The sequence below is a fragment of the Gemmobacter caeruleus genome (assembly GCF_008271655.1).
Taxonomy (GTDB): Bacteria; Pseudomonadota; Alphaproteobacteria; order Rhodobacterales; family Rhodobacteraceae; genus Gemmobacter; species Gemmobacter caeruleus.
In genome coordinates this window covers 208,038-230,899 of sequence record NZ_VKKX01000022.1, presented here as the reverse complement: position 1 = coordinate 230,899, position 22,862 = coordinate 208,038, and the positions used below count along the sequence as shown (strand labels likewise).

Sequence of the window (22,862 nt, the reverse complement as noted above, 5' to 3'; positions counted from 1 at the left end):
AGCAGGAGGATTTCCCATGCGCCTGAAGGTTGCCTTGCAGATGGACCCGATCGGGTCGGTCAATATTCATGCCGACAGCACGTTTCGCATCGCGTTTGAGGCGCAGGAGCGCGGGCATGACCTGTTTTACTACACGCCCGACCGGCTTGCCTTTGTCGAGGGGCGGGTGATCGCGCGCGGATGGCCGGTGGAGCTGCGGCGCGAAGAGGGCAATCACGTCAGTTTCGGCGCGGAGACCGAGGTCGATCTGGCAGATTTCGACGTGGTGTGGCTGCGGCAGGATCCGCCCTTTGACATGGGCTATATCACCACGACCCATCTGCTGGAGATGATCCATCCCAAGACGTTGGTGGTGAATGACCCGTTCTGGGTGCGCAACAGCCCCGAAAAGCTGCTGGTGCTGCGCTTTGCGCAACTGACCCCGCCCACGGCGATCGCGCGCGATCTTCAGACCATCCGCGATTTCAAGGCGCGCCATGGCGATATCATTCTCAAGCCGCTTTACGGCAATGGCGGGGCCGGGGTGTTCCGGCTGGACGAGAATGACCGCAACCTGTCGTCGCTGTACGAACTCTTCACCTCGATGAGCCGCGAGCCGATGATCGTGCAGAAGTTCCTGCCGGCGGTCGCCAAGGGTGACAAGAGGGTGATTCTGGTGGATGGCGAGCCGGTGGGCGCGATCAACCGGGTGCCGCAGGCCGGCGAAACCCGGTCGAACATGCACGTCGGCGGCCGTCCCGAACAGATCGGGCTCAGCCCGCGCGATCTGGAGATTTGCCGCACCATCGGCCCGGTCCTGCGCGAAAAGGGCCAGGTTTTCGTCGGCATCGACGTGATCGGCGACTGGCTGACCGAAATCAACGTGACCTCGCCCACCGGCATTCAGGAACTGGAGCGGTTCGACGGCATCAACACCGCCGCCCGCATCTGGGAGGTCATCGAGGCAAAGCGCGCTCGTTGAGGGCGATGCGATAGGCGACGGCCTCGGCGATATGGGGGCCACGCACCTCGGTCGATGCGTCGAGGTCGGCAATGGTGCGCGCCACCCGCAACACCCGGTGATAGGCGCGGGCAGACAGCCCGAATCGTTCCGCCACGCGGGTCAGCAGGCCGCGCCCCTCGGCATCCGGGGTGGCAATCTCGTCCAGGATGCGGCCCTCGGCATCGGCATTGACAGTGAGACCGGGCTTGCCGGCAAAGCGGCGTTCCTGCACCCGCCGCGCCGCGGCCACCCGAGCCGCGACCTGGGCCGAACTGTCGCCCGATGGTGGCAGGTCGAGATCGGTAAAAGCCACCGGCGGCACATCGACGCGCAGGTCGAAGCGATCCATCAGCGGCCCCGAAATGCGCCCGAGGTAATCTTCGCCGCAATTGGGCACGCGGGCGCAGGCCCGGGCAGGATCGGTCATGTAGCCGCATTTGCAGGGGTTGGCGGCCGCGATCAGCAGGAACCGGCTGGGATAGCGCACATGCGCATTGGCCCGGGCCACCACCACATCGCCGGTTTCGATCGGCTGGCGCAGGGTCTCCAGCACGGCGCGGGGAAATTCGGGCAATTCATCCAGAAACAGCACGCCGTGATGGGCAAGGCTGATCTCGCCCGGCTTCGCGCCCTTGCCGCCGCCCACAATCGCCGCCATCGAGGCAGTGTGATGCGGTTCGCGGAACGGGCGTTCGCGGGAAATGCCGCCCTCGCTCAGCAGCCCGGCAAGCGAATGGATCATCGAGGTTTCCAGCGCCTCGGCCGCAGTGAGGGGCGGCAGGATACCGGGCAGACGCGCGGCCAGCATGGATTTGCCCGAACCGGGCGTGCCCACCATCAGCAGGTGGTGGCGCCCGGCAGCCGCGATTTCCAGCGCGCGCTTGGCGCGTTCCTGCCCCTTGACCTCGCGCAGGTCGCGCGCGTGGTTGGGGCGCGGCACCTCTCCGGCCTCGGCGGGCGTCAGCGGTGCCTGGCCGGTGAAATGCCGGATCACCTGATCGAGCGATCCGGCCGCCAGAACCTGCGTCGCGCCGACCCAGGCGGCCTCGGGGCCGCAGGCGCGGGGGCAGAGCAGCGCGCGGTCGGCCTCGGCCGCGGTCATGGCGGCGGGCAGGGCGCCGATCACCGGAATGAGCCGCCCGTCCAGCGACAATTCGCCCAGCGAGACCACGGTTTCCACCACATCCCCGGGCAGGATATCGAGCGCGGCAAGCAGGCAAAGCGCAATGGGCAGGTCGAAATGCGAGCCTTCCTTGGGCAGGTCGGCGGGCGAGAGGTTGACGGTGATGCGCTTGGACGGCAGCGCGATCGACATCGCGGCAAGGGCCGCGCGCACGCGCTCCTTCGCCTCGGACACCGCCTTGTCGGGCAGGCCGACGACCGAAAAACCGGGCAGGCCCGCCGAAAGGGCGCATTGCACCTCGACCAGCCGCGCCTCGACCCCTTCAAATGCCACCGTGAATGTGCGCGCAACCATGCCTTGCCCCGTTCATCTGTGTTAACGGGGTAAGGCGGAATGGTTTACGACTGGTAAATGGCCATGAATTTCGGCCAGGCCTCGGGGTCGGCCACCGTCTTGTCACGGCAAAAGGCGTTGCAGAAGCCAAAGCGCCGGCCGTCCAGTTCCAGCACATGCGAGACGGGCTTGCCAGAATAGGGGCAGGCGGCGTTTTCGCTTTCGCTGCCCTCGACGGGCCGGGCCGCAAGCGGCGCGGGGCCGGGCCAGGCACGGGTCGGGTAGTCGCGGCGGTAGAATTCCTGATCGGCACCATCGACCAGACCCATCGCGCGCCAGCGCCGCAGGGACGGATGCGCCAGATGCGCCGCGACATAGGCCGCGGCCTCGGCGCCGACCGGCAGATTATAGGTGGCGATCCGGGTCGCGACCGGGGCAAAGAACGCATCCGCCACCGAATAGGCGCCGCAAAGCCAGGGGCCCGTCGCGCCCGTGGCCTGCCGCGCCCAGGACCACAGCGTCGCAAGCCGGTCCAGATCGGCCAGCACCTCGGGCGGGGGGGCGCAGTCGGTATAGCTGGTGCGCAGGTTCATCGGGCAATGGCTGCGCAGCGCGGTAAAGCCTGCATGCATCTCGCAGGCCAGCATCCGCGCCACGGCACGCGCGCCCGGATCGGCGGGCCAGAGCCCGGCCTCGGGGTGGCGCGTGGCCAGTTCCTCGGCAATGGCAAGGCTTTCGCCGATTGCCACCCCTTCGGGCAGCATCAGCGCGGGCACGGTGCGGGCGGGGGCGAAGTCGCGCAGCAGCGCCGGCAGTTCGTCGGTATAAAGCCGGGCCTTGCGCAGGCTGACCGGCAGGCCGAAGGCATCGAACAGAAGCCAGCCGCGCAGCGACCAGCTGGAATAGGCGCGGTCGCCAATGGCAAGGGTATAGGTCATCGCATTCTCCTGTCTTTGGGGCAGGATAGGGGCTGCGAACCCAAAGGCAAACGCCGCTTCGTGCGGTGATCCATCACGGAATGTGATTGATCCAGGGCGCTTCCTGGCCATGCAGGCAAGTCACCGACAAAGGCTCGATCCGCTGCGCAAGTGCCTGATCGGCGGTCTGGCCCAGCGTCTGTTGCAGTCGGGTCAGGATCACGCCGAAATGCGCGACCACGATCAGATCGGGCAGACCAAGCGCCGTCAGCCGCGCCACGGCGCGATCCACCCGGGCCGCGGCGCGGTTCCAGCTTTCGCCCTCGGGCGGGGCGACATCGCCAGGACATTCCCAATAGGCGCGCGACAGATCGGGATCCCGCGCGGCGACCGCATCGAAGGTCAGCCCTTCCCAGGCGCCGAAATGAAACTCGCGCAGGTCAGGGTCGGCGGGCAGGCGCGGGCGGGGGCCGGCCAATGCCTCGGCCGTCTGACGCGCGCGCAACAGGTCTGATGACAGGATCGGCGCCTCGGGCAGGAAGGCGCGCAGCCGCGCCAACGCCCCGGTATCGGACAGATCGGCCGGCACATCGCGCCAGCCGCAAAAGGCGCGCTCATGGGTCGGGCCGTGACGCACCCACCAGAAACGGGTCATGGCATCTGCCCCTTCAGCACCAGCGGCAGGCCGGCGATCACCGCCACCACCAGCCCCGCCTGGCCTGCGAGTTGCTGATTGAGCCGCCCCTGCGCATCGCGAAAGCGCCGCGCCAGCGCGTTTTCCGGCACGATGGACCAGCCGAGTTCGTTGCTGACCACCACGACCGGCGCGGGGCAGGCGGCCAGCGCGGCCAGCAGGGCGGTGGTCTCGGCCGCCAGATCGGCCTCGGCCAGCAGGCGGTTGGTCAGCCAGAGCGTCGCGCAATCGAGCAGCACCACCGAATCGGCGCCGGCCATGGCCAGCGCGGCGGGCAGGTCATGCGGCGCCTCGATCGTCTGCCAGTCGGGGCCGCGATCGGTGCGGTGTTGTCCGATCCGGGCGCGCATCTCGTCATCCCAGGCTTCGGCGGTCGCGATGTAGAGACGGGGGCGGCGGCTGGCGGTCACCAGCCCTTCGGCCAGCCGCGACTTGCCCGACCGGGCGCCCCCCAGAACCAGCGACAGCGGCGGCAGGACGGCGGCGGGCGATGCGGTCATGGGCGGCCTTTCCGACAGGGGGGCAGGGGCGGTATAGCGGGCGACGCCCGCCCCGCCAAGCGCGGAGGTTGAGTTTCCGCCCGCCCGCGCCTACAGCTTGGTCAAAGGCTTGGCGAAGGGGCGGAGAGGGTCGATGCTGACGGGCAAGCGCATTCTACTGGTGATCGGCGGCGGCATCGCGGCCTACAAGGTGCTGGAACTGATCCGCCGCCTGCGCGACCGCGGCGCGGCGGTGACGCCGGTGCTGACCCGGGCAGGGGCGGAATTCGTCACCCCGCTTTCGGTCGCCGCGCTGGCGGGCGAAAAGGTGCATGACCAGTTGTTCGACCTGACGACCGAGGCCGAGATGGGCCATATCCAGCTGTCGCGCAGCGCCGATCTGATCGTGGTGGCGCCGGCCACCGCCGATCTGATGGCCAAGGCCGCGCAGGGCCGGGCCGAGGATCTGGCCTCGACCCTGCTGCTGGCGACCGACACGCCGGTCATGATGGTGCCGGCGATGAATGTGCGGATGTGGCAGCACCCCGCGACGCAGCGCAATCTGGCGGTGTTGCGTGGCGACGAAGTGCGCCTTGTCGGCCCCGATGACGGTGCCATGGCCTGTGGCGAGTTCGGCCCCGGCCGGATGGCCGAGCCTGCGGCGATTCTGGCCGCTATCGAGGCCGCCTTTACCGCCGGGCCGCTGGCCGGGCGGCATGTGCTGGTGACCTCTGGCCCCACGCATGAACCGATCGACCCGGTGCGCTATATCGCCAACCGCTCCTCGGGGGCGCAGGGCACCGCGCTGGCGGCGGCGCTGCGCGATCTGGGGGCGAAGGTCACCTTCGTCACCGGCCCGGCCAGCGTGCCGCCCCCCGCCGGGGTCGATGTGGTGCGGGTGGAAACCGCGCGCGACATGCTGGCGGCGGTGCAGGCCGCCTTGCCGGCCGATGCGGCGGTGTTCGCGGCCGCCGTGGCCGATTGGCGCGTCGCCAATGCCGCCGGCCAGAAGATGAAGAAAGACGGATCGGGCCGCGCCCCCGCGCTGGAATTCGCCGAAAACCCCGACATCCTCGCGACGGTGTCGCGCATGGGGGCGGGGCGGCCGGGCCTTGTCGTGGGCTTTGCCGCCGAGACGGAGACCGTGGTCGCCCATGCCACCGCCAAGCGGGCGCGCAAGGGTTGTGACTGGATCGTGGCCAATGATGTCAGCCCCGAAACCGGCATCATGGGCGGGGCGGAAAACGCAGTCGTGCTGATCTCCGATCAGGGCGCCGAGACCTGGCCGCGCCTCGCCAAGGACGAGGTCGCGCGCCGTCTGGCCGCGCGGATCGCCGCGGCGCTGGGCACGGCCTAGCCCTCGGGGCAGCCGGTCACCTCGACCGCGCGGCCCTCGCTCAGCACGGTCAGGCGCAGGGTTTCGGGGCGCAGATCGAAGGGCTGGCCCTTGGGCGGCACCAGATCGGCGGTGGCGGTCAGCCGGTCGCCCTCGCGCGCGATGATCGCATCGGAGACCCAGACCCGGTGTTCGGGTTCCATCACCACGGTTTCGGCGCCCTGTCCGGGCGGAAGCTCCATGCGGGCGGTGACGCGCAACCCGTCGGAAATCGGCGCCACCTCGCAGCGCAGGGCGCGCAGGCCCGCGGCCTCGGCGGTCAGGGGCTGATCGGCCAGCGCGGCGCGGATCAGCGGGTCGGGCGCGCCGGGCATCGGCAGATCCGCCTCCAGCCGCAGTTCCGCCGGCATGCAGACATCGTTGCAGACCCCAAGCGCCACAAGCGCGTGCAGATCCACCGCGCGCGAAAGATCGGCGGGGGTGACCTCGACCGGGATCACCACATCCTCGGTATAGCCGATGGTCTGCATCCCCTGAAAATCGAACAATCTGGGCTGCGGCCAATGCAGTTTCACCGCAGCGACATTGGACGAACCCGACCAATCGAAGTCGGGCGGCAGGCCGGCATCGCCGGGGCTGCGCCAATAGGTCTTCCAATGCGGGGCCAGTTGCAGATGCAGCGCGGCGATCTGGCGCCCGTCGGCTTCGCGCCAGCCGGGGCGCAGTTCGGCGCGCAGCACGTCTTCCTGCCGCAGACCCTGCGCCTGAAGCGCGGGGGCGGCCGACATGAGCGGCAAGAGGCAAAGGGCGGTCATTCTCAGCATGACTTGAAAATAGGCAGCCGCGTGCCAAGGGGAAATCACTTTCCGGCGAGAGCGCGCCATTGCCCGCCCCCTGTGGCGCGACGGCCCCTTGAGACTGGGCGCCGCGCAAGCCATATCTGGAACAGGAGGCGACGCATGGACCTGAGCGGCTCGATTCTCATCGCGATGCCCGGCATGGGCGACCCGCGCTTTGAACGCAGCGTGATCCTGATCTGCGCCCATGGGCCGGACGGGGCGATGGGGCTGATCCTGAACAAGCCTTCGCGCGACCTGTCCTTCGCGGGGCTGCTCGATCATCTGGAGATCGCGACCGACAAGGCGGGGCGCGATATCCGGGTGCAGTTCGGCGGCCCGGTGGAACGTGGCCGGGGCTTTGTGCTGCATTCGGCGGATTACCGGGCGGCGGCGGGCACCATGGCGGTGACCGACGATCTGGCCATGACTGCGACCCGCGACATCCTGGAGGAACTGGCCCGCGGCGGCGGCCCGCGCGAGGCGCTGCTTGCCATGGGCTATTCCGGTTGGGGGCCGGGCCAGTTGGAGGGTGAGATCGCGCGCAATGACTGGTTGACCGCGACCCCGCCCGAAGGGCTGATCTTTGGCCGCGATGATGGCGGCAAATGGTCGGCCGCGCTGCGGGCAATGGGGATCGACCCGCTCTTGCTGTCGTCGGCGGCAGGTCACGCCTGACGGGTCATAGCCAGCGGTCGCGCCCGGTGCCGGTGGCGTCGGCGACATGGGCAAAGCCCTCGCGCGCGGCAATCGCCTCCAGCCCCCGCGCCAGGCGTGCGGCCAGCGAGATCCCCTCATAGACCATCGCGGTATAGACCTGCACCGCCGTTGCGCCGGCGCGGATCTTTTCCCAGGCCTGTTCGGGGGTGGAAATGCCACCCACCCCGATCAGCGGCAGCCGGCCTTCGGTCAGCCGCGACAGTTGCGCCAGAACGCGGGTGGATTTTTCGAACAACGGCGCGCCTGAAAGCCCGCCCGCCTGCGCGCGATGTTCAGATTTCAGACCTTCGCGCGACAGCGTGGTATTGGTGGCGATGATGCCGTCAATCCCCGAGGACAGGCCGACCTCGGCCACATCCGCGATTTCCTCGGGGGAAAGGTCGGGCGCGATCTTGAGAAAGACCGGCACCGGACGTTCCAAGCCGGCGCGCACCTCCATCACGCCGGCCAGCAGGGCCGACAGCGCGGCGCGGCCCTGAAGCTCGCGCAGCTTTTCGGTATTGGGCGAGCTGACATTGACGGTGGCAAAGTCGATATGCGGCCCGCAGGTCGCCAGCACCTCGGCGAAATCGGCGGCGCGGTCGGCGCTGTCCTTGTTGGCGCCCAGATTGAGGCCCACCGGCACCGCCCCGCGCGGGCGCAGCGCCAGCCGCGCCGAAATCGGGCAGGCCCCGTCATTGTTGAAGCCAAAGCGGTTGATCACGGCGCGGTCGTCGGTCAGGCGGAACAGGCGCGGCTGCGGGTTGCCCGGCTGCGGGCGCGGCGTGGCGGCCCCCACCTCCAGAAAGCCGAAGCCCGACCGCATCAGCGGCGCCAGCGCGACCGCGTTCTTGTCATAGCCCGCCGCCAGCCCGACCGGGTTGGGCAGCACCATCCCCGCCAGCCGCGTTTCCAGCCGGGCCGAGGTGACCGGCCCCGGCAGCGGCACCAGCCCCGCGCGCAGCGCGGTCAGCGACAGGCCATGCGCGCGTTCGGGGTCGCAGCGATGCAGGGCCCAGAGCCCGATTTTTTCAGGCAGGCTCAAATGACACCTTCCGGGAAGATATGGCCGGAGATCCCCAGCGGCAGCGACTTGTCCCACACCACATCCTCCAGCCGCAGCGGACGATAGAGATGCGGAAACAGCGCCCCCCCGCGCGAGGGTTCCCATTTCAGATCCGCGCCAAGCGCGCCGGAACGCACGGCCACCAGCACCAGATCGCTTTGATCGGCGAACCATTTGGCGGCGGTTTCCGCCACCTGCGCGGCGGTCGAGAAATGGATGAACCCGTCGGCCAGATCGACAGGCGCCCCCCGCGTCTGCCCGGCAGCACGGAACGCATCCCATTCGGGGCGGCGGAGGATCTTGTAGATCAGCATGTGGCGGTATTGCCGCACTCAAGCCCGAAGGTCAATCCTTCGGCGCGCGCGGCGGAAAAATGCCGATGGTCACGGCGTCGTTACGTCAGTCTTGCAGCTTGCGCCCATCAACCTTTGACAGCCCCCCGCTTCGGTCACAGTCTGGACCGATCAACCAACAAGGGAGTTTCCGATGACCGCGCGTTTGCTTCTGACCGCCGCGACCCTGGCCCTCGGGGCCGGCATGGCCCATGCCGATTATTCGCTGACCCTGCTGCATACCAACGATTTCCATGACCGCTATGAGCCGATCAGCAAATACGATTCCACCTGTCCGGCCGAGGATAATACTGCCGGCGAATGCTTTGGCGGATCGGCCCGCCTGGTGACGGCGCTGGCCGAGGCGCGGGCGCGGTCGAACAACACGATCCTGGTCGATGGCGGCGACCAGTTTCAGGGCACGCTGTTCTATACCTATTACAAGGGCAAGATGACGGCCGAGTTCATGAACAAGCTTGGCTATGACGCGATGACGGTGGGCAACCACGAATTCGATGACGGCCCCGAGGTGCTGAAGGGCTTTGTGGAGGCCGTGGGCTTTCCGGTGCTGATGTCGAATGCCGATATCTCGATGGAACCGCTGCTCAAGGACAAGATCCTGAAATCCACCGTGATCGAACGCGGCGGCGAAAAGCTGGGCCTGATCGGCCTCACCCCGCAGGATACCGACGAACTGGCCAGCCCCGGCAAGAACGTGATCTTTACCGATCCGGTGCAGGCGGTGCAGGGCGAGGTGGACAAGCTGACCGCCGAGGGCGTGAACAAGATCATCGTGCTGAGCCATTCGGGCTATCTGGTCGATCAGGCGGTGGCCGCCGGCACGACCGGGGTCGATGTCATCGTGGGCGGGCATGACAATACCTATCTGTCCAATGTCAGCGAAGACGCCGCCGGGCCCTATCCGACCATGGTGAACAATACCGCCATCGTGCAGGCCTATGCCTATGGCAAGTTCCTGGGCGAGCTGAACCTGACCTTCAACGACGCGGGCGAGATCACCGAGGCCAAGGGCGAGCCGCTGATCATGGATGCGAAGGTCGCCGAGGACGCGCCGACCGTGGCGCGCATCGCCGAACTGGGCAAGCCGCTGGAGGAGATCCGCAACAAGGTCGTCGCCGAAAGCGCCGAGGCGATCGAGGGCAATCGCGACATCTGCCGCCAGGTGGAATGTTCCATGGGCAATCTGGTGGCCGACGCGATGCTGGACCGGGTAAAGGATCAGGGCGTGACCATCGCGCTGGCCAATTCCGGCGGGCTGCGCGCCTCGATCGACGCAGGTCCGGTGACCATGGGCGAGGTGCTGACGGTGCTGCCCTTCCAGAACACGCTTTCGACCTTCAAGGTGCCGGGCGCGGTGCTGAAGGACGCGCTGGAAAACGGCGCCTCGCAATATGAGGAAAAGGCCGGGCGGTTCCTTCAGGTGGCGGGGATGAAATACACCGTCGATCCGGCGCAACCCGCCGGCAGCCGCGTCAGCGATGTGATGGTGGCCGAAGGGGACGGCTTTGCCGCATTGGACCCGGCGAAGGACTATCTTGTCGTGTCGAACAACTATGTCCGCGGCGGTGGCGACGGGTTCAAGATGTTCACCACCGCGGCCGATGCCTATGATTTCGGCCCCGATCTGGCGGATGTGACGGCCGAATTCCTGGCCAAGGGCGGGGCCTACAAGCCCTATACCGATGGCCGCGTCACGGTGAAGTGACACAGGCACCACCCCGGCCCCGCTGCGGGGCGGTCAGCGCCGGAGGGGTTTTGCACCCCTCCGGACCTCCCCGCAGGATATTTTTGAACAGATGAAGGGGGGCGTCAGTCCTGTTTCTTGGCTTCGGACGCGGCCTTCATCCGCGCGAGCAGCGCGGCCTTGTCGTCTTTCGATCCGAAGGGGTTTTTCTTGCCGCCCTTCTGATTGTGTTCCTGATGCCGCGTGGGGGCCTTCTTGCCGCCCGCGCTGCTGCCTGACTTGCTGTAATCCATGTTCATTCCCTGACCAGTCGCGCCTTGCCGTAAAGCGTATCCATCGCGACCTCAACCACCTGCATCCTGTCGCCGGCGGGGGCATAGGTCAATGTGAAGGGAAAGCGGGTCTTTTCGGCCATGTCATCGGGTGAAAAGCCGGCGACGCGGCGGTATTCACCGGCGCAGACCACCTTGTCGCCCTGGGCCGTCGGTGCGCCAAGGGTGAGTTTCGAGGCGCGGCGCCCGTCGAACATGTTGAGATTGACCTTGCATTCCTGCCCGGGCGCCACGTCGCGCAGCGTGGCGAACATCGCGGTCAGCGGATCGACCGTGCCCTTCTGGCTGGCCGGATCGATATCCCAGGGTTTTGCCTTGCGTTCGCTGCTGTCCTGCACCGTGGGCACGCCCTTGGACCAGGTCATCGAGGAGCGCGACTGCCGCTTGCCGGTATTCGCGTCCTCGCTGTAGCGCGCGGCGAGATAGCTGCCCTTGGCGGTCAGGCTGCCGCTGGCCGCGGCATCGTAGCGCACCTTTTTCAGGAGCGCCGCAAGGCCCGAGGTCTTCAGCGTGCCCTCAACGCTGTAGCTGCCGCCGGGTTCGCCCGTGCCGGACCAGCTGAGGCTGCCGGCCTTGATGCCCTTCAGCACGAAATCGAACCGCGCCTGTTCGGCGAAAGCGGTGCCTGCCAGGCCGCCCGCCATCACCGCCGCAACTGCCAGAATTCTGAAACGCATCTGTCACTCCGTTCACCGTGGCGACCCCGGGCCGCCTCTGGACACTGGAATATAGCGCCCCGGTCGGGCATTACAGCCCGCAAGGGGCGAAATAGGCCCCATTCTGCCGAAGCCGTGACCCAGACCGCCCAGAACCGCCGGAGTTGCCTGATGGATGTTTCACCCCTTGCACAATCCGTGATCGCCGGAGACCGCCGTGCGCTGGCCCGCGCCATCACCCTGGTCGAAAGCGCGCGCGAGGATCATCGCGATCAGGCCCGCGCCCTGGTGGCCGAGGTGGCGCAGGCCGGGCGGCAGGCGCTGCGCATCGGGTTGTCGGGCACGCCGGGGGTGGGGAAATCGACCTTCATCGAGGCGTTTGGCTGTTTCCTGACCGCGCAGGGGTTGCGGGTCGCGGTGCTGGCGGTCGATCCGTCCTCGGCGCGGTCGGGCGGGTCTATCCTGGGGGACAAGACCCGGATGGAGCGGCTGAGCCGCGATCCGATGGCCTTCATCCGGCCCTCGCCCAGCCAGACCCATCTGGGCGGCGTCGCGCGCCGCACGCGCGAGGCCGTGGCGCTATGCGAGGCGGCGGGCTTTGACGTGGTGCTGATCGAGACGGTGGGCGTGGGCCAGTCGGAAACCATGGTGGCCGAGATGTGCGACCTGTTCCTGCTGTTGCTGGCCCCGGCGGGGGGCGACGAATTGCAGGGGGTCAAGCGCGGCATCATGGAGATGGCCGACCTCATTCTGGTGAACAAGGCGGATGGCGATCTGAAACCGGCCGCGTTGCGCACCCAGGCCGATTATGCCGGCGCCCTGCGGCTGTTGCGGCGCCGACCGCAAGACCCCGACGGCTTTCCCAAGGCCCTGGCGGTTTCCGCGCTGGAGGAGAACGGGCTGGCACAGGCCTGGGACGAGATGCGCGCCCTTGTCGAATGGCGCCGGGCCGAGGGGCATTGGGCGCGGCGGCGCACCGAACAGGCGCGCCACTGGTTCGAGGAGGAGGTGCGCCAGAGCCTGCTGGCCCGCCTGACCCGCGAACCCCTGCGCGGGCTGATGGCGCATCTGGGCGCCGAGGTGGGGCAGGGCGCCCGCACCCCAGACGAGGCCGCGGCGGAATTGCTGGCGCATCTGGGCCGCTAGGCGCAAGCGGCGCCCGAAATTCGGCGTCGGGGCGGCCGCGAATCGGCTAGGCTGGCCGCATGGAAAACGATCTCTGGTCCCGGACCCTGCCCGATGATGACGGGCTTTACGCAGCATTGCTGTCGCGCGAGGCCGCCTATGACGGGCGGGTCTTTGTGGCTGTCCGCTCTACCCGCATCTTCTGCCGGCTTTCCTGCCCGGCGCCCAAACCCCTGCGGCGCAATTGCCGGTTTCACGCCACGGTAGCGGCCTGTCTGGCCGAGGGTTGCCGCCCCTGCCGGCGCTGCAATCCGCTTGGCGAGGTGGCGCCGGCCCATGCCGCCTTGCTGGAGGCGCTGCGCGACGATCCGGGGCGGCGCTGGAGCGAGGCCGATCTGGTGGCGCGCGGGCACGACCCCTCGACCCTGCGGCGTGCCTTCCGGCGGCAATTCGGCGCGACCTTTCTGGAACTGGCGCGGCAGGCCCGGCTGGCGCAGGGGGCGCGCCATCTGGAGCAGGGCGGCGCGGTGATCGCGGCGCAGCTGGAGGCGGGGTTTGACAGCGGGTCGGGCTTTCGTGCGGCGTTTCAGCGGCTGACCGGCCACCCGCCCGCCGCATTGGGCGGGCCGGCCAGCCTGCGCACCGCCTTTCTGACCACGCCGCTGGGCGACATGATCACGGTCTGCGACGACCGCGCGGTGTTCCTGCTGGAATTCGCGGGCCGCAAGGCGCTGCCGCGCGAGATGCGGGCGCTGTCGCGGGCGGCAAAGGGGCGGATCGGGCTGGGGCGCACCGCCATGACCGATCGGCTGGAGACCGCGCTTGCGCGCTATTTCGCGGGCGAGTGCGCCGATTTTGCGCTGCCGCTTGCGCCGCTGGGCACGCCGTTTCAGAAAGAGGTCTGGGCGGCGTTGCGCCGCCTGCCGGTGGGGGCGACGACGACCTATGGCCGGCTGGCCGCCGGGCTGGGCCGCCCCGAGGCGGTGCGCGCGGTGGCCGCGGCCAACGGGGCCAATCCGCTGGCGATTCTGGTGCCCTGCCACCGGGTGATCGGGGCTGACGGGGCGTTGACCGGTTATGGCGGCGGGCTGTGGCGCAAGGACAGTCTGATCGCGCTGGAACGGCGCATCGCGGCGGCGGGCGCGGGCGGTGGTGAATCGCTTGACGGCGCATCCGTTTCCGCCTAAATGGCCCCGATGGAATTCGGAACCAGCCTTCGGGCGGGGTCCATGGCTGTTACTCCGGGCTGCCGCCGCAGGGCAAGGGTCCGAAAGACAAGGAATACAACATGTCGCGCGTCTGCGAACTCAGCGGTAAAGGCCCGATGGTTGGCAACAACATCAGCCACGCCAACAACAAGACCAAACGGCGCTTCCTGCCGAACCTGAACGAAGTCACCCTGATGTCCGACGTTCTGGGCCAGTCGTTCAAGCTGCGCATCTCGGCCGCCGCGCTGCGCACCGTCGATCACCGTGGCGGGCTGGATGCCTTCCTCGCCAAGGCCAAGGACGACGAGCTGTCGGACAAGGCGCTGAAGATCAAGAAAGAAATCGCCAAGGCCCAGGCTGCCGCCTGATCCTTGCCGGTCTTTCGTGACTGCTGCGAACCCCGCCTCGGCGGGGTTTTTGCATCTGCCGCGACGCGATGGCGCGTTGCAGCCCGCCGCCCGCCTGATAGAAGCGGGGCATGACCCGCAAGACATTCCGCGCCGTCCTGCTTACGCTGATCCTGGTGATCGGCAGTTTTGGCATGGCGGTGGCGCGGGCGCAGCCGGTTGCGGTCAGCACGCTGGTCATCTGTTCGGGCTATGGCGTGACCACGGTCGCCCTGGATGCCGAGGGCAATCCGGTGCCGATGGTGCATCTGTGCCCCGATTGCGTGATGGCGGGCGTGGCGATTCTGCCCGATCTGGTGTTACCAGCCCGGCCCGAGGCGCGGGCGGAGCGGCTGTCGCGGCCGGTCCCCGCCTTGCCTGCCGGCCATGCCCCGCCACAACCCCGGGCGCGGGGGCCGCCGATCCTGATCTGATTCCGTTCCGAAACAGACAGATCAAGGATATGAAAATGCTGAAGAAAACCCTTATGGCCACGGCTGTGGCCCTGTTCGCGCTGCCGGCCCTGGCCGATGGTATTGTCATCGCTGATGCCTATGCGCGGGCCTCGTCCATGATGGCGAAATCCGGTGCTGCCTTCATGGTGATCGAGAATCAGAGCGATGCCGATGACCGGCTGATCTCGGCCGCCTCGGATGTCGCCGCCAAGGTGGAATTGCACACCCACAAGCAGGATGCCAATGGTGTCATGCAGATGGTGGAGGTGCCCGAGGGCTTTGCGATTCCCGCCCGTTCCAGCCATGCGCTTGCCCGGGGCGGCGATCATGTGATGCTGCTGGGCCTGAACCGCGCGCTGGTGCAGGATGAAAAGGTGATGCTGACGCTGACCTTTGAAAAGGCCGGTGTGATGCAGGTCGAAGTGCCGGTCGATCTGGTCCGCCAGGACGGGATGATGGGCGGCATGCAGGGCGAGGGCATGGGCCACAAGCACGGCGCCTCCAACTGAGTGCTGGGCGCGGCGGCGGGCTCAGCCCGGGCCGTCGCGCCATTCCGCCACCCATTCGGGCACCAGCCGCGTGGCCGGCCCGATGCGCAGCGCATGAAAATCCGAGGCCACGGCGCTGGCCTCGGCATTCAGTTCCAGACACTCCGCCCCGGCCCGCGCGGCATCCTGCGCAAAGGCCGCCGCCGGATAGACCGTGCCCGATGTGCCGATGGCCACGAACAGATCGGCGGCGCGCAATGCCTGCCAGATCCGCTCCATCTGATAGGGATATTCGCCGAACCAGACGATGTCGGGCCGGGTCCGGGGCGCGGCACAGGCGGGGCAGGGATCATCGGCCGCCATCACCGCCGACGCCGGCCAGCGATGCCCGCAGCCGGCGCAAAGCGCGCCCTCCAATACCCCGTGCATATGCAGCACATTGCGCGACCCCGCACGTTCATGCAGGTCATCCACATTCTGTGTCACGATCAGGAAGTCGCCCGACCATCGCCGCTCCAGTGCTGCCAGCGCCAGATGGGCGGCATTGGGCGCCGCCGCCCGGGCATTGGCGCGGCGGGCATTGTAAAAGGCATGCACCCGCGCCGGATCTTCGGCAAAGCCTTCGGGCGTGGCCACCTTGGACAGGTCGTGCCGCGTCCAGAGCCCGTCCCGGTCGCGAAAGGTGCCAAGCCCGCTTTCGGCGCTGATCCCGGCGCCGGTCAGGATGACCAGCCTTCCGACAGGGCTTTTCATATTGCGACCTCCGTGGCAGACCAAGACCCATGAAACAGGCTATTCTCTTTGTCTGCCTTGGCAATATCTGCCGATCGCCCACGGCCGAGGTCGTGTTCCGCCAGCGCGCCACCGCTGCCGGGCTGGCCGTCACCGCCGACAGCGCGGGCACCGATGCCTGGCATGCGGGCGAGGCGCCGCACCCGCCGATGCGCGCCGCCGCCCTGGCGCGGGGCTATGATCTCGGCGGGCTGCGCTCGCGCCGGTTGACCGTCGCGGATTTCGCGCGCTTTGACCGGGTGCTGGTGATGGATCGCCGCAATCTGGTCGATGCGACCGCGCTCTGGCGCCAGGCCGGGCAGGGGCCGCGGCCAGAGATGTTTCTGGATCACGCGCCGGGCTGCGGCCATGCCGAAATGCCCGACCCCTGGTATAGCGGCACCTATGACCTCACGGTCGATCTGTGCGAAATAGCCAGCGACGGGCTGATCGCCGCGCTGGCCCGGTCCCCCTACAGGGGACGCTGAGTCACTGGGCGCAATAGGCCTCGGCCATCTGGCCGAAATTCTTGTAGCGATCCCAGAATTCGTCATCGGCCTGCCGCTTCGACACCCAGACGTCATGCGCCAGATCGGGGTCTTTCATCAGCTTGGCCGCGCGCCGCTGGTCGCCCCCGCGCAGCGTCATGTCCGCGACCTGCTGGATGCAGCCGCAAACCGCACGATTGCCATTGGCCGACGCGGCGCAGGCGCGCTCGATCGGGCCGGCCATGGCCGCGCTGGTTGCAAGGGAAAGCACAAGCGCCGAGAGGGCGCCCGCCAGATAGGGTTTCTTCATGTCTCTGCCTCTTGCCGGTGGGCGGGGTTTTGCCTCCGCCACTGGTCATTTTCTGGCAGCGATTATGACGATCCGGGGTGAAAATTTCAATCCGGCTTGGTGCCTCGGCGGGATTTGGCCGAACCTGCGCGGAGTGGAGCAGGGCTGGTGGCGGGGGCTGGCCCCACCACCAGATGCGGTGGCGATCAGGCTGCCAGCAGGCTGACCGCGTTCTTCAGATGGCGTTCGGCCATGTGCCGGCCCTGCCGTCCGCGCACCAGAGGCCGCGCCGGATGCAGGCGGAAGCTGTCGCATTGGGCGAGATCGGGAAACAGTTTGAGAATCTCCTCCACTGCCCGTGTGCCCAGGGACTTGAGCGCGACCGGGCCGGGATAGAGGCTCTCGCTGGGGGCCCCATTCGCAAAGACCACCTCGTGCCGGTCAAAGAGCAGGTGCAGATAGGTGACAGCCTGCGGCGGGGCGAGGGTAATGCCGGGCAGGCCGACCAATTGCACCGCGGCGACCAGCACTTCCTCGACCTCGAACATGCGCGCGGCAATGCGCGAGCGCACCAGCATGCGGTGTTGGCCCGACACCAGCAGCGGCGTGGCGGGCAGGTTGGGGCCAAGCGCGCCGGGCGCGATGGCCACGGGGCAAAGCTGCGGGTCGGCCTCCAGCGCGGTGGCCAGCAGATCGCGCCGCCCGATCCAGCGCAGCGGCTGCAAGCCGTGATCGGCGGTGCGGATGAGATCACCCACGCGCAGGCTTTCCACCGGGCGCAGGCCGGTAGCGGTCTCGATCATCGTGCCGGCGGTGAAGCAGGGGATCACCACGTCGAAAATGTCGGGGCTGAAGGAGATCACCGAATTCAGCACGGTGTTCGAGGGGAAGGGCGTGGCCTGCGTGATGGTGATGGTTTGCAGCGCGTTGATGCCGTCCCAGGTTGACAGGAATTGCGCATTGGGCCGCAGGAACACATCGCCATTCGACATTTGCACGATGGTGGCGACCTGGTTCGAGGTCGAGCCGTCGGGCATGGTGATGGTGATGTCGCCGCGGAACGTGGTCTGGATGGTCTGGCCGCCGATGGTGCCGGCCGTGGTCGGGCTGTCAAAGCTGAACTGGCTGACAAAGCCGCCCACCGGGTTGAACGGCGCGGTGAAAACCTGCGTGCTGCCACTGGTGACGGTGCTGCCGGTGACGGCAACCGGGGCGATGTTGGCGGGGCCGGTGACGGAATAGCCGCTCATTCCGGCTGCGTTGAGCTGTGTTTGCGTGACATTCGTTCCAGGCGTGGTGTCGATGGCCGACACATTCCCGATCCAGAGCCAGTTGACCGTGCTGGTCGGCATGGCAAATCCCCCTAATGATTGCGACGCTGGCAGGCGGCAGGGGGCCTTTGGCAGAGATGCGCCCCATAGGATGGGCATGAGCCAAGCGGGCGGCCTTGTCAAATTGAGGCAAATTTGCGGCGAATTCGCGTTTACATTAAGGTCGCGCGGCAAGTTGTTGATTTTGTCGTGAATTCCGGCTGTGTATCATTTGGAAACAATGACTTGTGATTGTTTTGGCGTAAATTTCCCCCTCTGTGAGGCGGCCTTGCCATCGAATTTGGCAGGTCTGGGCGGCGCTGAAGTGCCCCGGAGGCGGATCCTGGGGCCAGCACTTCGCTGTGCCTCGCAACTCCCCCTTCCCGGCATGGCGTTTTGAAGCTATACGCGCGCCCATGACCCAGCTTGACCGTATCCGCAACTTCTCCATCGTGGCCCATATCGACCACGGCAAATCCACCCTCGCCGACCGTCTGATCCAGATGACGGGCACGGTGGCCGCGCGCGACATGAAGGCGCAGATGCTGGACTCGATGGATATCGAGCGCGAGCGCGGCATCACCATCAAGGCCAATACCGTGCGGATCGAATATCCGGCGAAGGATGGGCAGACCTATATCCTGAACCTGATCGACACGCCCGGCCATGTGGACTTTGCCTATGAGGTCAGCCGGTCGATGCGCGCGGTCGAAGGCTCGTTGCTGGTGGTGGATGCGTCCCAGGGGGTCGAGGCGCAGACGCTGGCCAATGTCTATCAGGCGATCGATGCGGGGCACGATATCGTGCCGGTGCTGAACAAGATCGACCTGCCGGCGGCCGACCCGGACCGGGTCAAGGAAAACATCGAGGACGTGATCGGCATCGACGCCAGCGACGCGATCCCGATTTCGGCCAAGACCGGTCTCGGCATCCCCGACGTGCTGGAGGCCATCGTGCAGCGCCTGCCGGCGCCCAAGGGCGACCGCGACGCGCCGCTCAAGGCCATGCTGGTCGATAGCTGGTATGACGCCTATCTGGGCGTCGTCGTCATGATCCGCGTCATCGACGGCGTGATCCGCAAGGGCGACCGGGTCAAGATGATGCAGACCGGCGCGATCTACGGCATCGACAAGCTGGCGGTGCTGAAGCCGCAGATGGTGGATATCGCCGAACTCGGCCCGGGCGAGATCGGCGTGCTGACCGCCTCGATCAAGCAGGTGCGCGACACCCGCGTCGGCGACACCATCACCCATGAACGCAAACCCTGCGCGGCGCCCCTGCCGGGGTTCAAGCCCGCGCAACCCGTGGTGTTCTGCGGGCTGTTCCCGGTCGATGCCAATGATTTCGAGGCCCTGCGCGACGCGATCGAGAAGCTGGCGCTGAACGATGCCAGCTTCAGCTACGAGATGGAGACTTCGGCCGCGCTCGGCTTCGGCTTCCGCATGGGTTTTCTCGGCCTGCTGCACCTTGAGGTCGTGCGCGACCGTCTGGAACGGGAATATGACCTCGACCTGATCACCACCGCCCCCAGCGTGGTGTTCCGCCTGCACATGAAAGATGGCGAGGTGCGCGAATTGCACAACCCCGCCGACATGCCCGACCTGACCTATATCGACCATATCGAAGAGCCGCGCATCAAGGCCACGATCATGGTGCCCGACGAATATCTGGGCGATATCCTCAAGCTCTGCCAGGATCGCCGCGGCATCCAGTTGAACCTGACCTATGCCGGCAGCCGCGCCATGGTCGAATATGACCTGCCGCTGGCCGAAGTGGTGTTCGATTTCTACGACCGGCTGAAATCGGTGACCAAGGGCTATGCCAGCTTCGATTACCAGCTGTCGGAATATCGCGAGGACAATCTGGTCAAGATGTCGATCCTCGTGAATGACGAACCCGTCGATGCGCTGGCGATCATGGTCCACCGCGACCGGGCCGAGGCGCGCGGCCGCGTGATGGTGGAAAAGCTGAAAGAGCTGATCCCCCGGCACATGTTCAAGATCCCGATCCAGGCCGCCATCGGTGGCCGGGTCATCGCGCGCGAAACCATCAGCGCCATGCGCAAGGACGTGACCGCGAAATGCTATGGCGGCGACGCCACGCGGAAGAAGAAGCTCTTGGAGAAGCAGAAAGAGGGCAAGAAGAAGATGCGCCAGTTCGGGAAGGTCGAAATCCCGCAAAGCGCCTTCATCTCCGCGCTCAAGATGGATAGCTGACCCTTCTTCATCTGTTCACAAATATCCTGCGGGGAGGTCCGGAGGGGTGCAAAACCCCTCCGGCGGTCACCATCCCGCGCGGGCCTCAGTCCAGCCTGGCCAGCGCCTGCCGGAACACCGCCAGATCGACATTCCCGCCCGACCCGATGCAGATCACATCCTCGCCCGCGATCTGGTCGGGGCGGAACAGCGCGGCGGCCAGCGCCACCGCGCCGCCGGGCTCCAGCACCACTTTCAGCCGCAGCCAGGCCAGCGCCATCGCGCGCAGCGCCTCGGCATCGCTGACCACCAGCCCCGGCCCGGCCAGACGGCTGAGGATCGGGAAGGTCAGCGCGCCCGGGGCAGGGGTCAGGATCGCGTCGCAGATCGACCCGCTGGCGGCGTCATTGCGCTGCACGCGGCCGCTGGCCAGGCTGCGCGCCATGTCGTCAAAGCCCTCCGGCTCGGCCGTGCGCACCCGCAGGCCGGGCGCGCGGCTTTCCAGCGCCAGCGCCACGCCCGAGGCCAGCCCCCCGCCGCCGCAACAGACCAGCACATCGGCCTCGCGGATGCCCAGCTCGGTCGCCTGTTCGGCGATTTCCAGCCCGCAACTGCCTTGCCCCGCGATCACCTCGGCATCGTCAAACGGCTTGATCAGCGTCAGCCCGCGTTCCGCCGCGATGCGCGCGCCGATGGCATCGCGATTGTCGCGGGCGCGGTCATACAGCACCACCTCGGCGCCATAGTCCCGCGTGTTGGCGATCTTGACCGGCGGCGCATCGGCCGGCATCACGATGACGCAGGGCGCGCCATGGCGTTGCGCCGCCAGCGCCACTCCCTGCGCGTGATTGCCCGAGGAATAGGCGATCACCCCCTGCGCCCGCGCCTCGGGCGACAGCGCAGATACCGCCGCCCAGCCGCCCCGGAACTTGAACGATCCGGTATGTTGCAGGCATTCGGCCTTGAGCCAGACCCGCCGCCCGGCAATTTCGTTCAGCAGCGCCGAACCCAGCAGCGGCGTGCGCAGCGCATGACCTTGCAGGCGAAAGGCCGCGGCCTCGATGCGGGAAATGTCGGTCATGCCAGACGCCCCAGCCAGGCGTGCAGCGCCGCCACCGATTCCGGCTCGTCCAGAAAGGGGATATGCGCGCGGTCGGGCACATCGGCAAAGATCATGTCGGGGCGGCGCCGGCGCATCTCGGCGGTGGTCGCCTCGGACAGAAGGTCGCTGTTCGCCCCCCGGATCAGCGCCAGCGGCAGCCCCGCCATCGCGTCGAACAAGGGCCAGAGATCGACCGGCGGCCCCTCGAAAGCGGCGATGAAGGCCTCGCGCAGCGCCGGGTCATAGGTGATCTGCAAGCCGCGCCCCTCGGCCCGGTAATGGATCTGCGCCTCCTCCAGCCACCGCGCGGGCGGGACATTGGCAAAGCCGGGCATCACGCCGGGCAGGGCGGCGGCCAGCGCCTCATGCGTGCGGGCGGCGGGGTTGCGGCCCAGATAATCGAAGATCCGCTCCAGCCCCTTGCGCTCGATCACCGGCCCCACATCGTTCAGCGCGACGCCCGCCAGCCGGTCCTTCGCCGTCGCGGCCAGGAACATCGCGATCAACCCCCCGCGCGAGGTGCCCAGCACGGCGGCGCGGTCGATCCCCAGATGATCCAGCAGCCGCAGCGCATCCTGCGCCTCTTGTGGCACGGTATAGCTGGCGGCGCCGGTCCGGTCGCTGGCGCCCCGGCCGCGATAATCCATGCGGATCAGGCGCAGCGGCGGCAGATGCGGGATCATGTAGTCGAAATCGGCCATGGTGCGGGTCAGCCCCGACAGGCACAAAAGCGGCACAGTCCCGCCCGCGCCCAGGGTCTCGTCGCGGTAGGCCAGACGCGCGCCATCGGCGGCGGTGAAGTAATCGGTCATGCAAGGTCGTCCATCAGGGTGGTCAGGTCGGGCGCGATCCGCGCCGGTCGGTGGGGCAGGCGGTCTACCGGCAGCCCGGCGCGGTTCACCCAGAGCGTGCGAAACCCAAAGGCGCCGGCCCCCGCGATATCCCAGCCGTTCGAGGAAACGAACAGGACGGCGGCGGGTTCCACGGCAAAGCGTTCCAGCACCAGATCATAGACGCGCGGCGCGGGCTTGAAGATGCCGACCGATTCCACGCTCAGCAGCGTGGCAAAGCGGCTTTCCAGCCCGGCCGCGGCGACGGCGCGCGCCACCATGCCCGGCGTGCCATTGGTCAGGATCGCCGCCGGCACCCGCCGCGCGGCGAGCGTCTCCAGCACCGCCGGCACCTCCGGGTAGGCCGGCAGCGCCTGATAGAGGTCGAGCAACCGCCGGCGCAGCGCCACATCCGCCAGCCCCTGCGCATCCAGGGCCCAATCCAGCGCATCGGCGGTCACGCTGTCAAAGCCGGCATGCAGCCCCATCAGGCTGCGCAGCCAGCTATATTCCAGCTGCTTGCGCCGCCAGTCGGCCGACAGTCGGGGCCAGCATTCCGCCAGAACCGGGTGACTGCGCGCCGCCTCGCGTGCGGCGGCATCCACGTCGAACAATGTGCCATAGGCATCGAAGATCACGGTCTTGATCGGCATTCCGGTCACCTCCCCCGGGCAGCGTGGCACAGCGGCGCGGCAAGGTGAACCCCCGACCGGCGGCGCGCTTGC

Annotated in this window: 26 protein-coding genes; 11 read left to right on the top strand and 15 right to left on the bottom strand. The window is 67.7% G+C overall.

Annotation, left to right across the window (positions count from 1 at the left end; all coding sequences use genetic code 11):
* Positions 1-16: 16 nt before the first annotated feature.
* Positions 17-961, top strand: coding sequence for a glutathione synthase (gshB, locus tag FOA17_RS08065; protein ID WP_149140958.1), 945 nt, complete (start codon positions 17-19; stop codon positions 959-961).
* Here the strand turns inward: gshB and FOA17_RS08060 are convergent.
* From FOA17_RS08060 to cobU, 4 genes are all read right to left on the bottom strand, one after another.
* Positions 936-2,459: a YifB family Mg chelatase-like AAA ATPase gene (locus FOA17_RS08060; RefSeq protein ID WP_149140957.1), complete on the bottom strand. Its 1,524-nt coding sequence runs from the start codon at positions 2,457-2,459 to the stop codon at positions 936-938. The two genes, gshB and FOA17_RS08060, sit on opposite strands and share 26 nt — an antisense overlap.
* Positions 2,460-2,503: 44 nt before the next feature.
* Positions 2,504-3,376 (bottom strand): glutathione S-transferase, encoded by an 873-nt coding sequence (locus tag FOA17_RS08055; protein WP_149140956.1) that lies wholly within the window; start codon positions 3,374-3,376, stop codon positions 2,504-2,506.
* A 73-nt stretch (positions 3,377-3,449) separates the two neighbouring features.
* Positions 3,450-4,010: a histidine phosphatase family protein gene (locus tag FOA17_RS08050; RefSeq protein ID WP_149140955.1), complete on the bottom strand. Its 561-nt coding sequence runs from the start codon at positions 4,008-4,010 to the stop codon at positions 3,450-3,452.
* The gene (cobU, locus tag FOA17_RS08045) at positions 4,007-4,549 is read right to left on the bottom strand and encodes a bifunctional adenosylcobinamide kinase/adenosylcobinamide-phosphate guanylyltransferase (RefSeq protein ID WP_149140954.1); all 543 of its coding nucleotides are present in this window, start codon (positions 4,547-4,549) and stop codon (positions 4,007-4,009) included. Before cobU ends, FOA17_RS08050 begins: the two co-directional genes overlap by 4 nt.
* Positions 4,550-4,682: 133 nt before the next feature.
* Here cobU and coaBC point away from each other — a divergent pair, with 133 nt between their 5' ends.
* On the top strand, positions 4,683-5,885 hold the full coding sequence (gene coaBC / locus FOA17_RS08040) for a bifunctional phosphopantothenoylcysteine decarboxylase/phosphopantothenate--cysteine ligase CoaBC (RefSeq protein ID WP_149140953.1): 1,203 nt from the start codon (positions 4,683-4,685) through the stop codon (positions 5,883-5,885).
* Here coaBC and FOA17_RS08035 read toward each other — a convergent pair.
* Entirely contained in the window at positions 5,882-6,679 is a 798-nt protein-coding gene (locus FOA17_RS08035; protein ID WP_238991765.1) for a protein-disulfide reductase DsbD domain-containing protein, read from the bottom strand. The two genes, coaBC and FOA17_RS08035, sit on opposite strands and share 4 nt — an antisense overlap.
* Positions 6,680-6,709: 30 nt before the next feature.
* Here FOA17_RS08035 and FOA17_RS08030 point away from each other — a divergent pair, with 30 nt between their 5' ends.
* Positions 6,710-7,378: a YqgE/AlgH family protein gene (locus FOA17_RS08030; RefSeq protein ID WP_420841694.1), complete on the top strand. Its 669-nt coding sequence runs from the start codon at positions 6,710-6,712 to the stop codon at positions 7,376-7,378.
* A gap of 4 nt (positions 7,379-7,382) precedes the next feature.
* Here the strand turns inward: FOA17_RS08030 and FOA17_RS08025 are convergent, their stop codons facing one another.
* On the bottom strand, positions 7,383-8,444 hold the full coding sequence (locus tag FOA17_RS08025; RefSeq protein WP_149140950.1) for a quinone-dependent dihydroorotate dehydrogenase: 1,062 nt from the start codon (positions 8,442-8,444) through the stop codon (positions 7,383-7,385).
* Complete coding sequence (locus FOA17_RS08020; RefSeq protein WP_149140949.1) at positions 8,441-8,779, bottom strand: DUF952 domain-containing protein; 339 nt, start codon at positions 8,777-8,779, stop codon at positions 8,441-8,443. The genes FOA17_RS08025 and FOA17_RS08020 overlap by 4 nt, the downstream gene beginning before the upstream one ends.
* A gap of 172 nt (positions 8,780-8,951) precedes the next feature.
* On the opposite strand from FOA17_RS08020, the gene FOA17_RS08015 reads away from it, so the two are divergent.
* Positions 8,952-10,523: a bifunctional metallophosphatase/5'-nucleotidase gene (locus FOA17_RS08015; protein ID WP_149140948.1), complete on the top strand. Its 1,572-nt coding sequence runs from the start codon at positions 8,952-8,954 to the stop codon at positions 10,521-10,523.
* Positions 10,524-10,627: 104 nt separating this feature from the next.
* On the opposite strand, the gene FOA17_RS19890 is transcribed toward FOA17_RS08015, so the two are convergent.
* Positions 10,628-10,795, bottom strand: a complete 168-nt coding sequence (locus FOA17_RS19890) for a hypothetical protein (protein WP_203232289.1) — start codon at positions 10,793-10,795, stop codon at positions 10,628-10,630.
* Positions 10,796-10,797: 2 nt separating this feature from the next.
* Positions 10,798-11,511, bottom strand: coding sequence for a DUF3108 domain-containing protein (locus FOA17_RS08010; protein WP_149140947.1), 714 nt, complete (start codon positions 11,509-11,511; stop codon positions 10,798-10,800).
* A 150-nt stretch (positions 11,512-11,661) separates the two neighbouring features.
* Between FOA17_RS08010 and meaB the strand changes: the two genes are divergently transcribed.
* From meaB to FOA17_RS07985, 5 genes are all read left to right on the top strand, one after another.
* The gene (gene meaB, locus FOA17_RS08005; RefSeq protein ID WP_149140946.1) at positions 11,662-12,636 is read left to right on the top strand and encodes a methylmalonyl Co-A mutase-associated GTPase MeaB; all 975 of its coding nucleotides are present in this window, start codon (positions 11,662-11,664) and stop codon (positions 12,634-12,636) included.
* A gap of 59 nt (positions 12,637-12,695) precedes the next feature.
* Positions 12,696-13,802 (top strand): bifunctional transcriptional activator/DNA repair enzyme AdaA, encoded by a 1,107-nt coding sequence (locus FOA17_RS08000; protein WP_149140945.1) that lies wholly within the window; start codon positions 12,696-12,698, stop codon positions 13,800-13,802.
* Positions 13,803-13,903: 101 nt separating this feature from the next.
* Entirely contained in the window at positions 13,904-14,191 is a 288-nt protein-coding gene (gene rpmB / locus FOA17_RS07995; RefSeq protein ID WP_149140944.1) for a 50S ribosomal protein L28, read from the top strand.
* Between the two features lie 110 nt (positions 14,192-14,301).
* A complete protein-coding gene (locus tag FOA17_RS07990) occupies positions 14,302-14,643 on the top strand; it encodes a hypothetical protein (protein ID WP_149140943.1) in 342 nt (113 codons plus the stop codon).
* 29 nt (positions 14,644-14,672) lie between these two features.
* Positions 14,673-15,173 carry a copper chaperone PCu(A)C gene (locus FOA17_RS07985; protein WP_149140942.1) on the top strand — a complete coding sequence of 167 codons (501 nt, stop codon included), beginning with the start codon at positions 14,673-14,675 and terminating at the stop codon, positions 15,171-15,173.
* Positions 15,174-15,194: 21 nt separating this feature from the next.
* Here FOA17_RS07985 and FOA17_RS07980 read toward each other — a convergent pair whose 3' ends face one another.
* Positions 15,195-15,905, bottom strand: a complete 711-nt coding sequence (locus tag FOA17_RS07980) for a Sir2 family NAD-dependent protein deacetylase (protein WP_149140941.1) — start codon at positions 15,903-15,905, stop codon at positions 15,195-15,197.
* A gap of 29 nt (positions 15,906-15,934) precedes the next feature.
* Here FOA17_RS07980 and FOA17_RS07975 point away from each other — a divergent pair, with 29 nt between their 5' ends.
* A complete protein-coding gene (locus FOA17_RS07975) occupies positions 15,935-16,411 on the top strand; it encodes a low molecular weight protein-tyrosine-phosphatase (RefSeq protein ID WP_149140940.1) in 477 nt (158 codons plus the stop codon).
* Between the two features lies 1 nt (position 16,412).
* Here FOA17_RS07975 and FOA17_RS07970 read toward each other — a convergent pair whose 3' ends face one another.
* A complete protein-coding gene (locus FOA17_RS07970) occupies positions 16,413-16,721 on the bottom strand; it encodes a hypothetical protein (RefSeq protein ID WP_149140939.1) in 309 nt (102 codons plus the stop codon).
* A gap of 185 nt (positions 16,722-16,906) precedes the next feature.
* Positions 16,907-18,052 (bottom strand): Hint domain-containing protein, encoded by a 1,146-nt coding sequence (locus FOA17_RS07965; protein WP_238991764.1) that lies wholly within the window; start codon positions 18,050-18,052, stop codon positions 16,907-16,909.
* A 374-nt stretch (positions 18,053-18,426) separates the two neighbouring features.
* Between FOA17_RS07965 and lepA the strand changes: the two genes are divergently transcribed.
* Entirely contained in the window at positions 18,427-20,226 is a 1,800-nt protein-coding gene (gene lepA, locus FOA17_RS07960) for a translation elongation factor 4 (protein WP_149140938.1), read from the top strand.
* A gap of 85 nt (positions 20,227-20,311) precedes the next feature.
* On the opposite strand, the gene FOA17_RS07955 is transcribed toward lepA, so the two are convergent.
* Genes FOA17_RS07955 through FOA17_RS07945 form a run of 3 tightly spaced genes read right to left on the bottom strand, consistent with a single transcriptional unit; the run spans position 20,312 to position 22,790 of the window.
* Positions 20,312-21,286, bottom strand: a complete 975-nt coding sequence (locus tag FOA17_RS07955) for a threonine ammonia-lyase (protein WP_149140937.1) — start codon at positions 21,284-21,286, stop codon at positions 20,312-20,314.
* Positions 21,283-22,119, bottom strand: coding sequence for an alpha/beta fold hydrolase (locus tag FOA17_RS07950; RefSeq protein WP_149140936.1), 837 nt, complete (start codon positions 22,117-22,119; stop codon positions 21,283-21,285). Before FOA17_RS07950 ends, FOA17_RS07955 begins: the two co-directional genes overlap by 4 nt.
* Complete coding sequence (locus tag FOA17_RS07945; RefSeq protein WP_149140935.1) at positions 22,116-22,790, bottom strand: haloacid dehalogenase type II; 675 nt, start codon at positions 22,788-22,790, stop codon at positions 22,116-22,118. The genes FOA17_RS07950 and FOA17_RS07945 overlap by 4 nt, the downstream gene beginning before the upstream one ends.
* Positions 22,791-22,862 lie beyond the last annotated feature (72 nt).

Bases quoted from the DNA above. Each gene is read 5' to 3' on its own strand.
- FOA17_RS07970 (WP_149140939.1), bottom strand. From the start codon at position 16,721: ATGAAGAAACCCTATCTGGCGGGCGCCCTCTCGGCGCTTGTGCTTTCC.
- FOA17_RS07980 (WP_149140941.1), bottom strand. From the start codon at position 15,905: ATGAAAAGCCCTGTCGGAAGGCTGGTCATCCTGACCGGCGCCGGGATC.
- FOA17_RS07955 (WP_149140937.1), bottom strand. From the start codon at position 21,286: ATGACCGACATTTCCCGCATCGAGGCCGCGGCCTTTCGCCTGCAAGGT.
- FOA17_RS07975 (WP_149140940.1), top strand. From the start codon at position 15,935: ATGAAACAGGCTATTCTCTTTGTCTGCCTTGGCAATATCTGCCGATCG.
- FOA17_RS08000 (WP_149140945.1), top strand. From the start codon at position 12,696: ATGGAAAACGATCTCTGGTCCCGGACCCTGCCCGATGATGACGGGCTT.
- rpmB (WP_149140944.1), top strand. From the start codon at position 13,904: ATGTCGCGCGTCTGCGAACTCAGCGGTAAAGGCCCGATGGTTGGCAAC.
- meaB (WP_149140946.1), top strand. From the start codon at position 11,662: ATGGATGTTTCACCCCTTGCACAATCCGTGATCGCCGGAGACCGCCGT.
- FOA17_RS08015 (WP_149140948.1), top strand. From the start codon at position 8,952: ATGACCGCGCGTTTGCTTCTGACCGCCGCGACCCTGGCCCTCGGGGCC.
- gshB (WP_149140958.1), top strand. From the start codon at position 17: ATGCGCCTGAAGGTTGCCTTGCAGATGGACCCGATCGGGTCGGTCAAT.
- FOA17_RS08060 (WP_149140957.1), bottom strand. From the start codon at position 2,459: ATGGTTGCGCGCACATTCACGGTGGCATTTGAAGGGGTCGAGGCGCGG.
- FOA17_RS19890 (WP_203232289.1), bottom strand. From the start codon at position 10,795: ATGGATTACAGCAAGTCAGGCAGCAGCGCGGGCGGCAAGAAGGCCCCC.
- FOA17_RS08050 (WP_149140955.1), bottom strand. From the start codon at position 4,010: ATGACCCGTTTCTGGTGGGTGCGTCACGGCCCGACCCATGAGCGCGCC.
- FOA17_RS07950 (WP_149140936.1), bottom strand. From the start codon at position 22,119: ATGACCGATTACTTCACCGCCGCCGATGGCGCGCGTCTGGCCTACCGC.
- FOA17_RS08020 (WP_149140949.1), bottom strand. From the start codon at position 8,779: ATGCTGATCTACAAGATCCTCCGCCGCCCCGAATGGGATGCGTTCCGT.
- cobU (WP_149140954.1), bottom strand. From the start codon at position 4,549: ATGACCGCATCGCCCGCCGCCGTCCTGCCGCCGCTGTCGCTGGTTCTG.
- FOA17_RS08055 (WP_149140956.1), bottom strand. From the start codon at position 3,376: ATGACCTATACCCTTGCCATTGGCGACCGCGCCTATTCCAGCTGGTCG.
- coaBC (WP_149140953.1), top strand. From the start codon at position 4,683: ATGCTGACGGGCAAGCGCATTCTACTGGTGATCGGCGGCGGCATCGCG.
- FOA17_RS07945 (WP_149140935.1), bottom strand. From the start codon at position 22,790: ATGCCGATCAAGACCGTGATCTTCGATGCCTATGGCACATTGTTCGAC.
- FOA17_RS07965 (WP_238991764.1), bottom strand. From the start codon at position 18,052: ATGCCGACCAGCACGGTCAACTGGCTCTGGATCGGGAATGTGTCGGCC.
- FOA17_RS07990 (WP_149140943.1), top strand. From the start codon at position 14,302: ATGACCCGCAAGACATTCCGCGCCGTCCTGCTTACGCTGATCCTGGTG.
- FOA17_RS08010 (WP_149140947.1), bottom strand. From the start codon at position 11,511: ATGCGTTTCAGAATTCTGGCAGTTGCGGCGGTGATGGCGGGCGGCCTG.
- FOA17_RS08035 (WP_238991765.1), bottom strand. From the start codon at position 6,679: ATGACCGCCCTTTGCCTCTTGCCGCTCATGTCGGCCGCCCCCGCGCTT.
- lepA (WP_149140938.1), top strand. From the start codon at position 18,427: ATGACCCAGCTTGACCGTATCCGCAACTTCTCCATCGTGGCCCATATC.
- FOA17_RS07985 (WP_149140942.1), top strand. From the start codon at position 14,673: ATGAAAATGCTGAAGAAAACCCTTATGGCCACGGCTGTGGCCCTGTTC.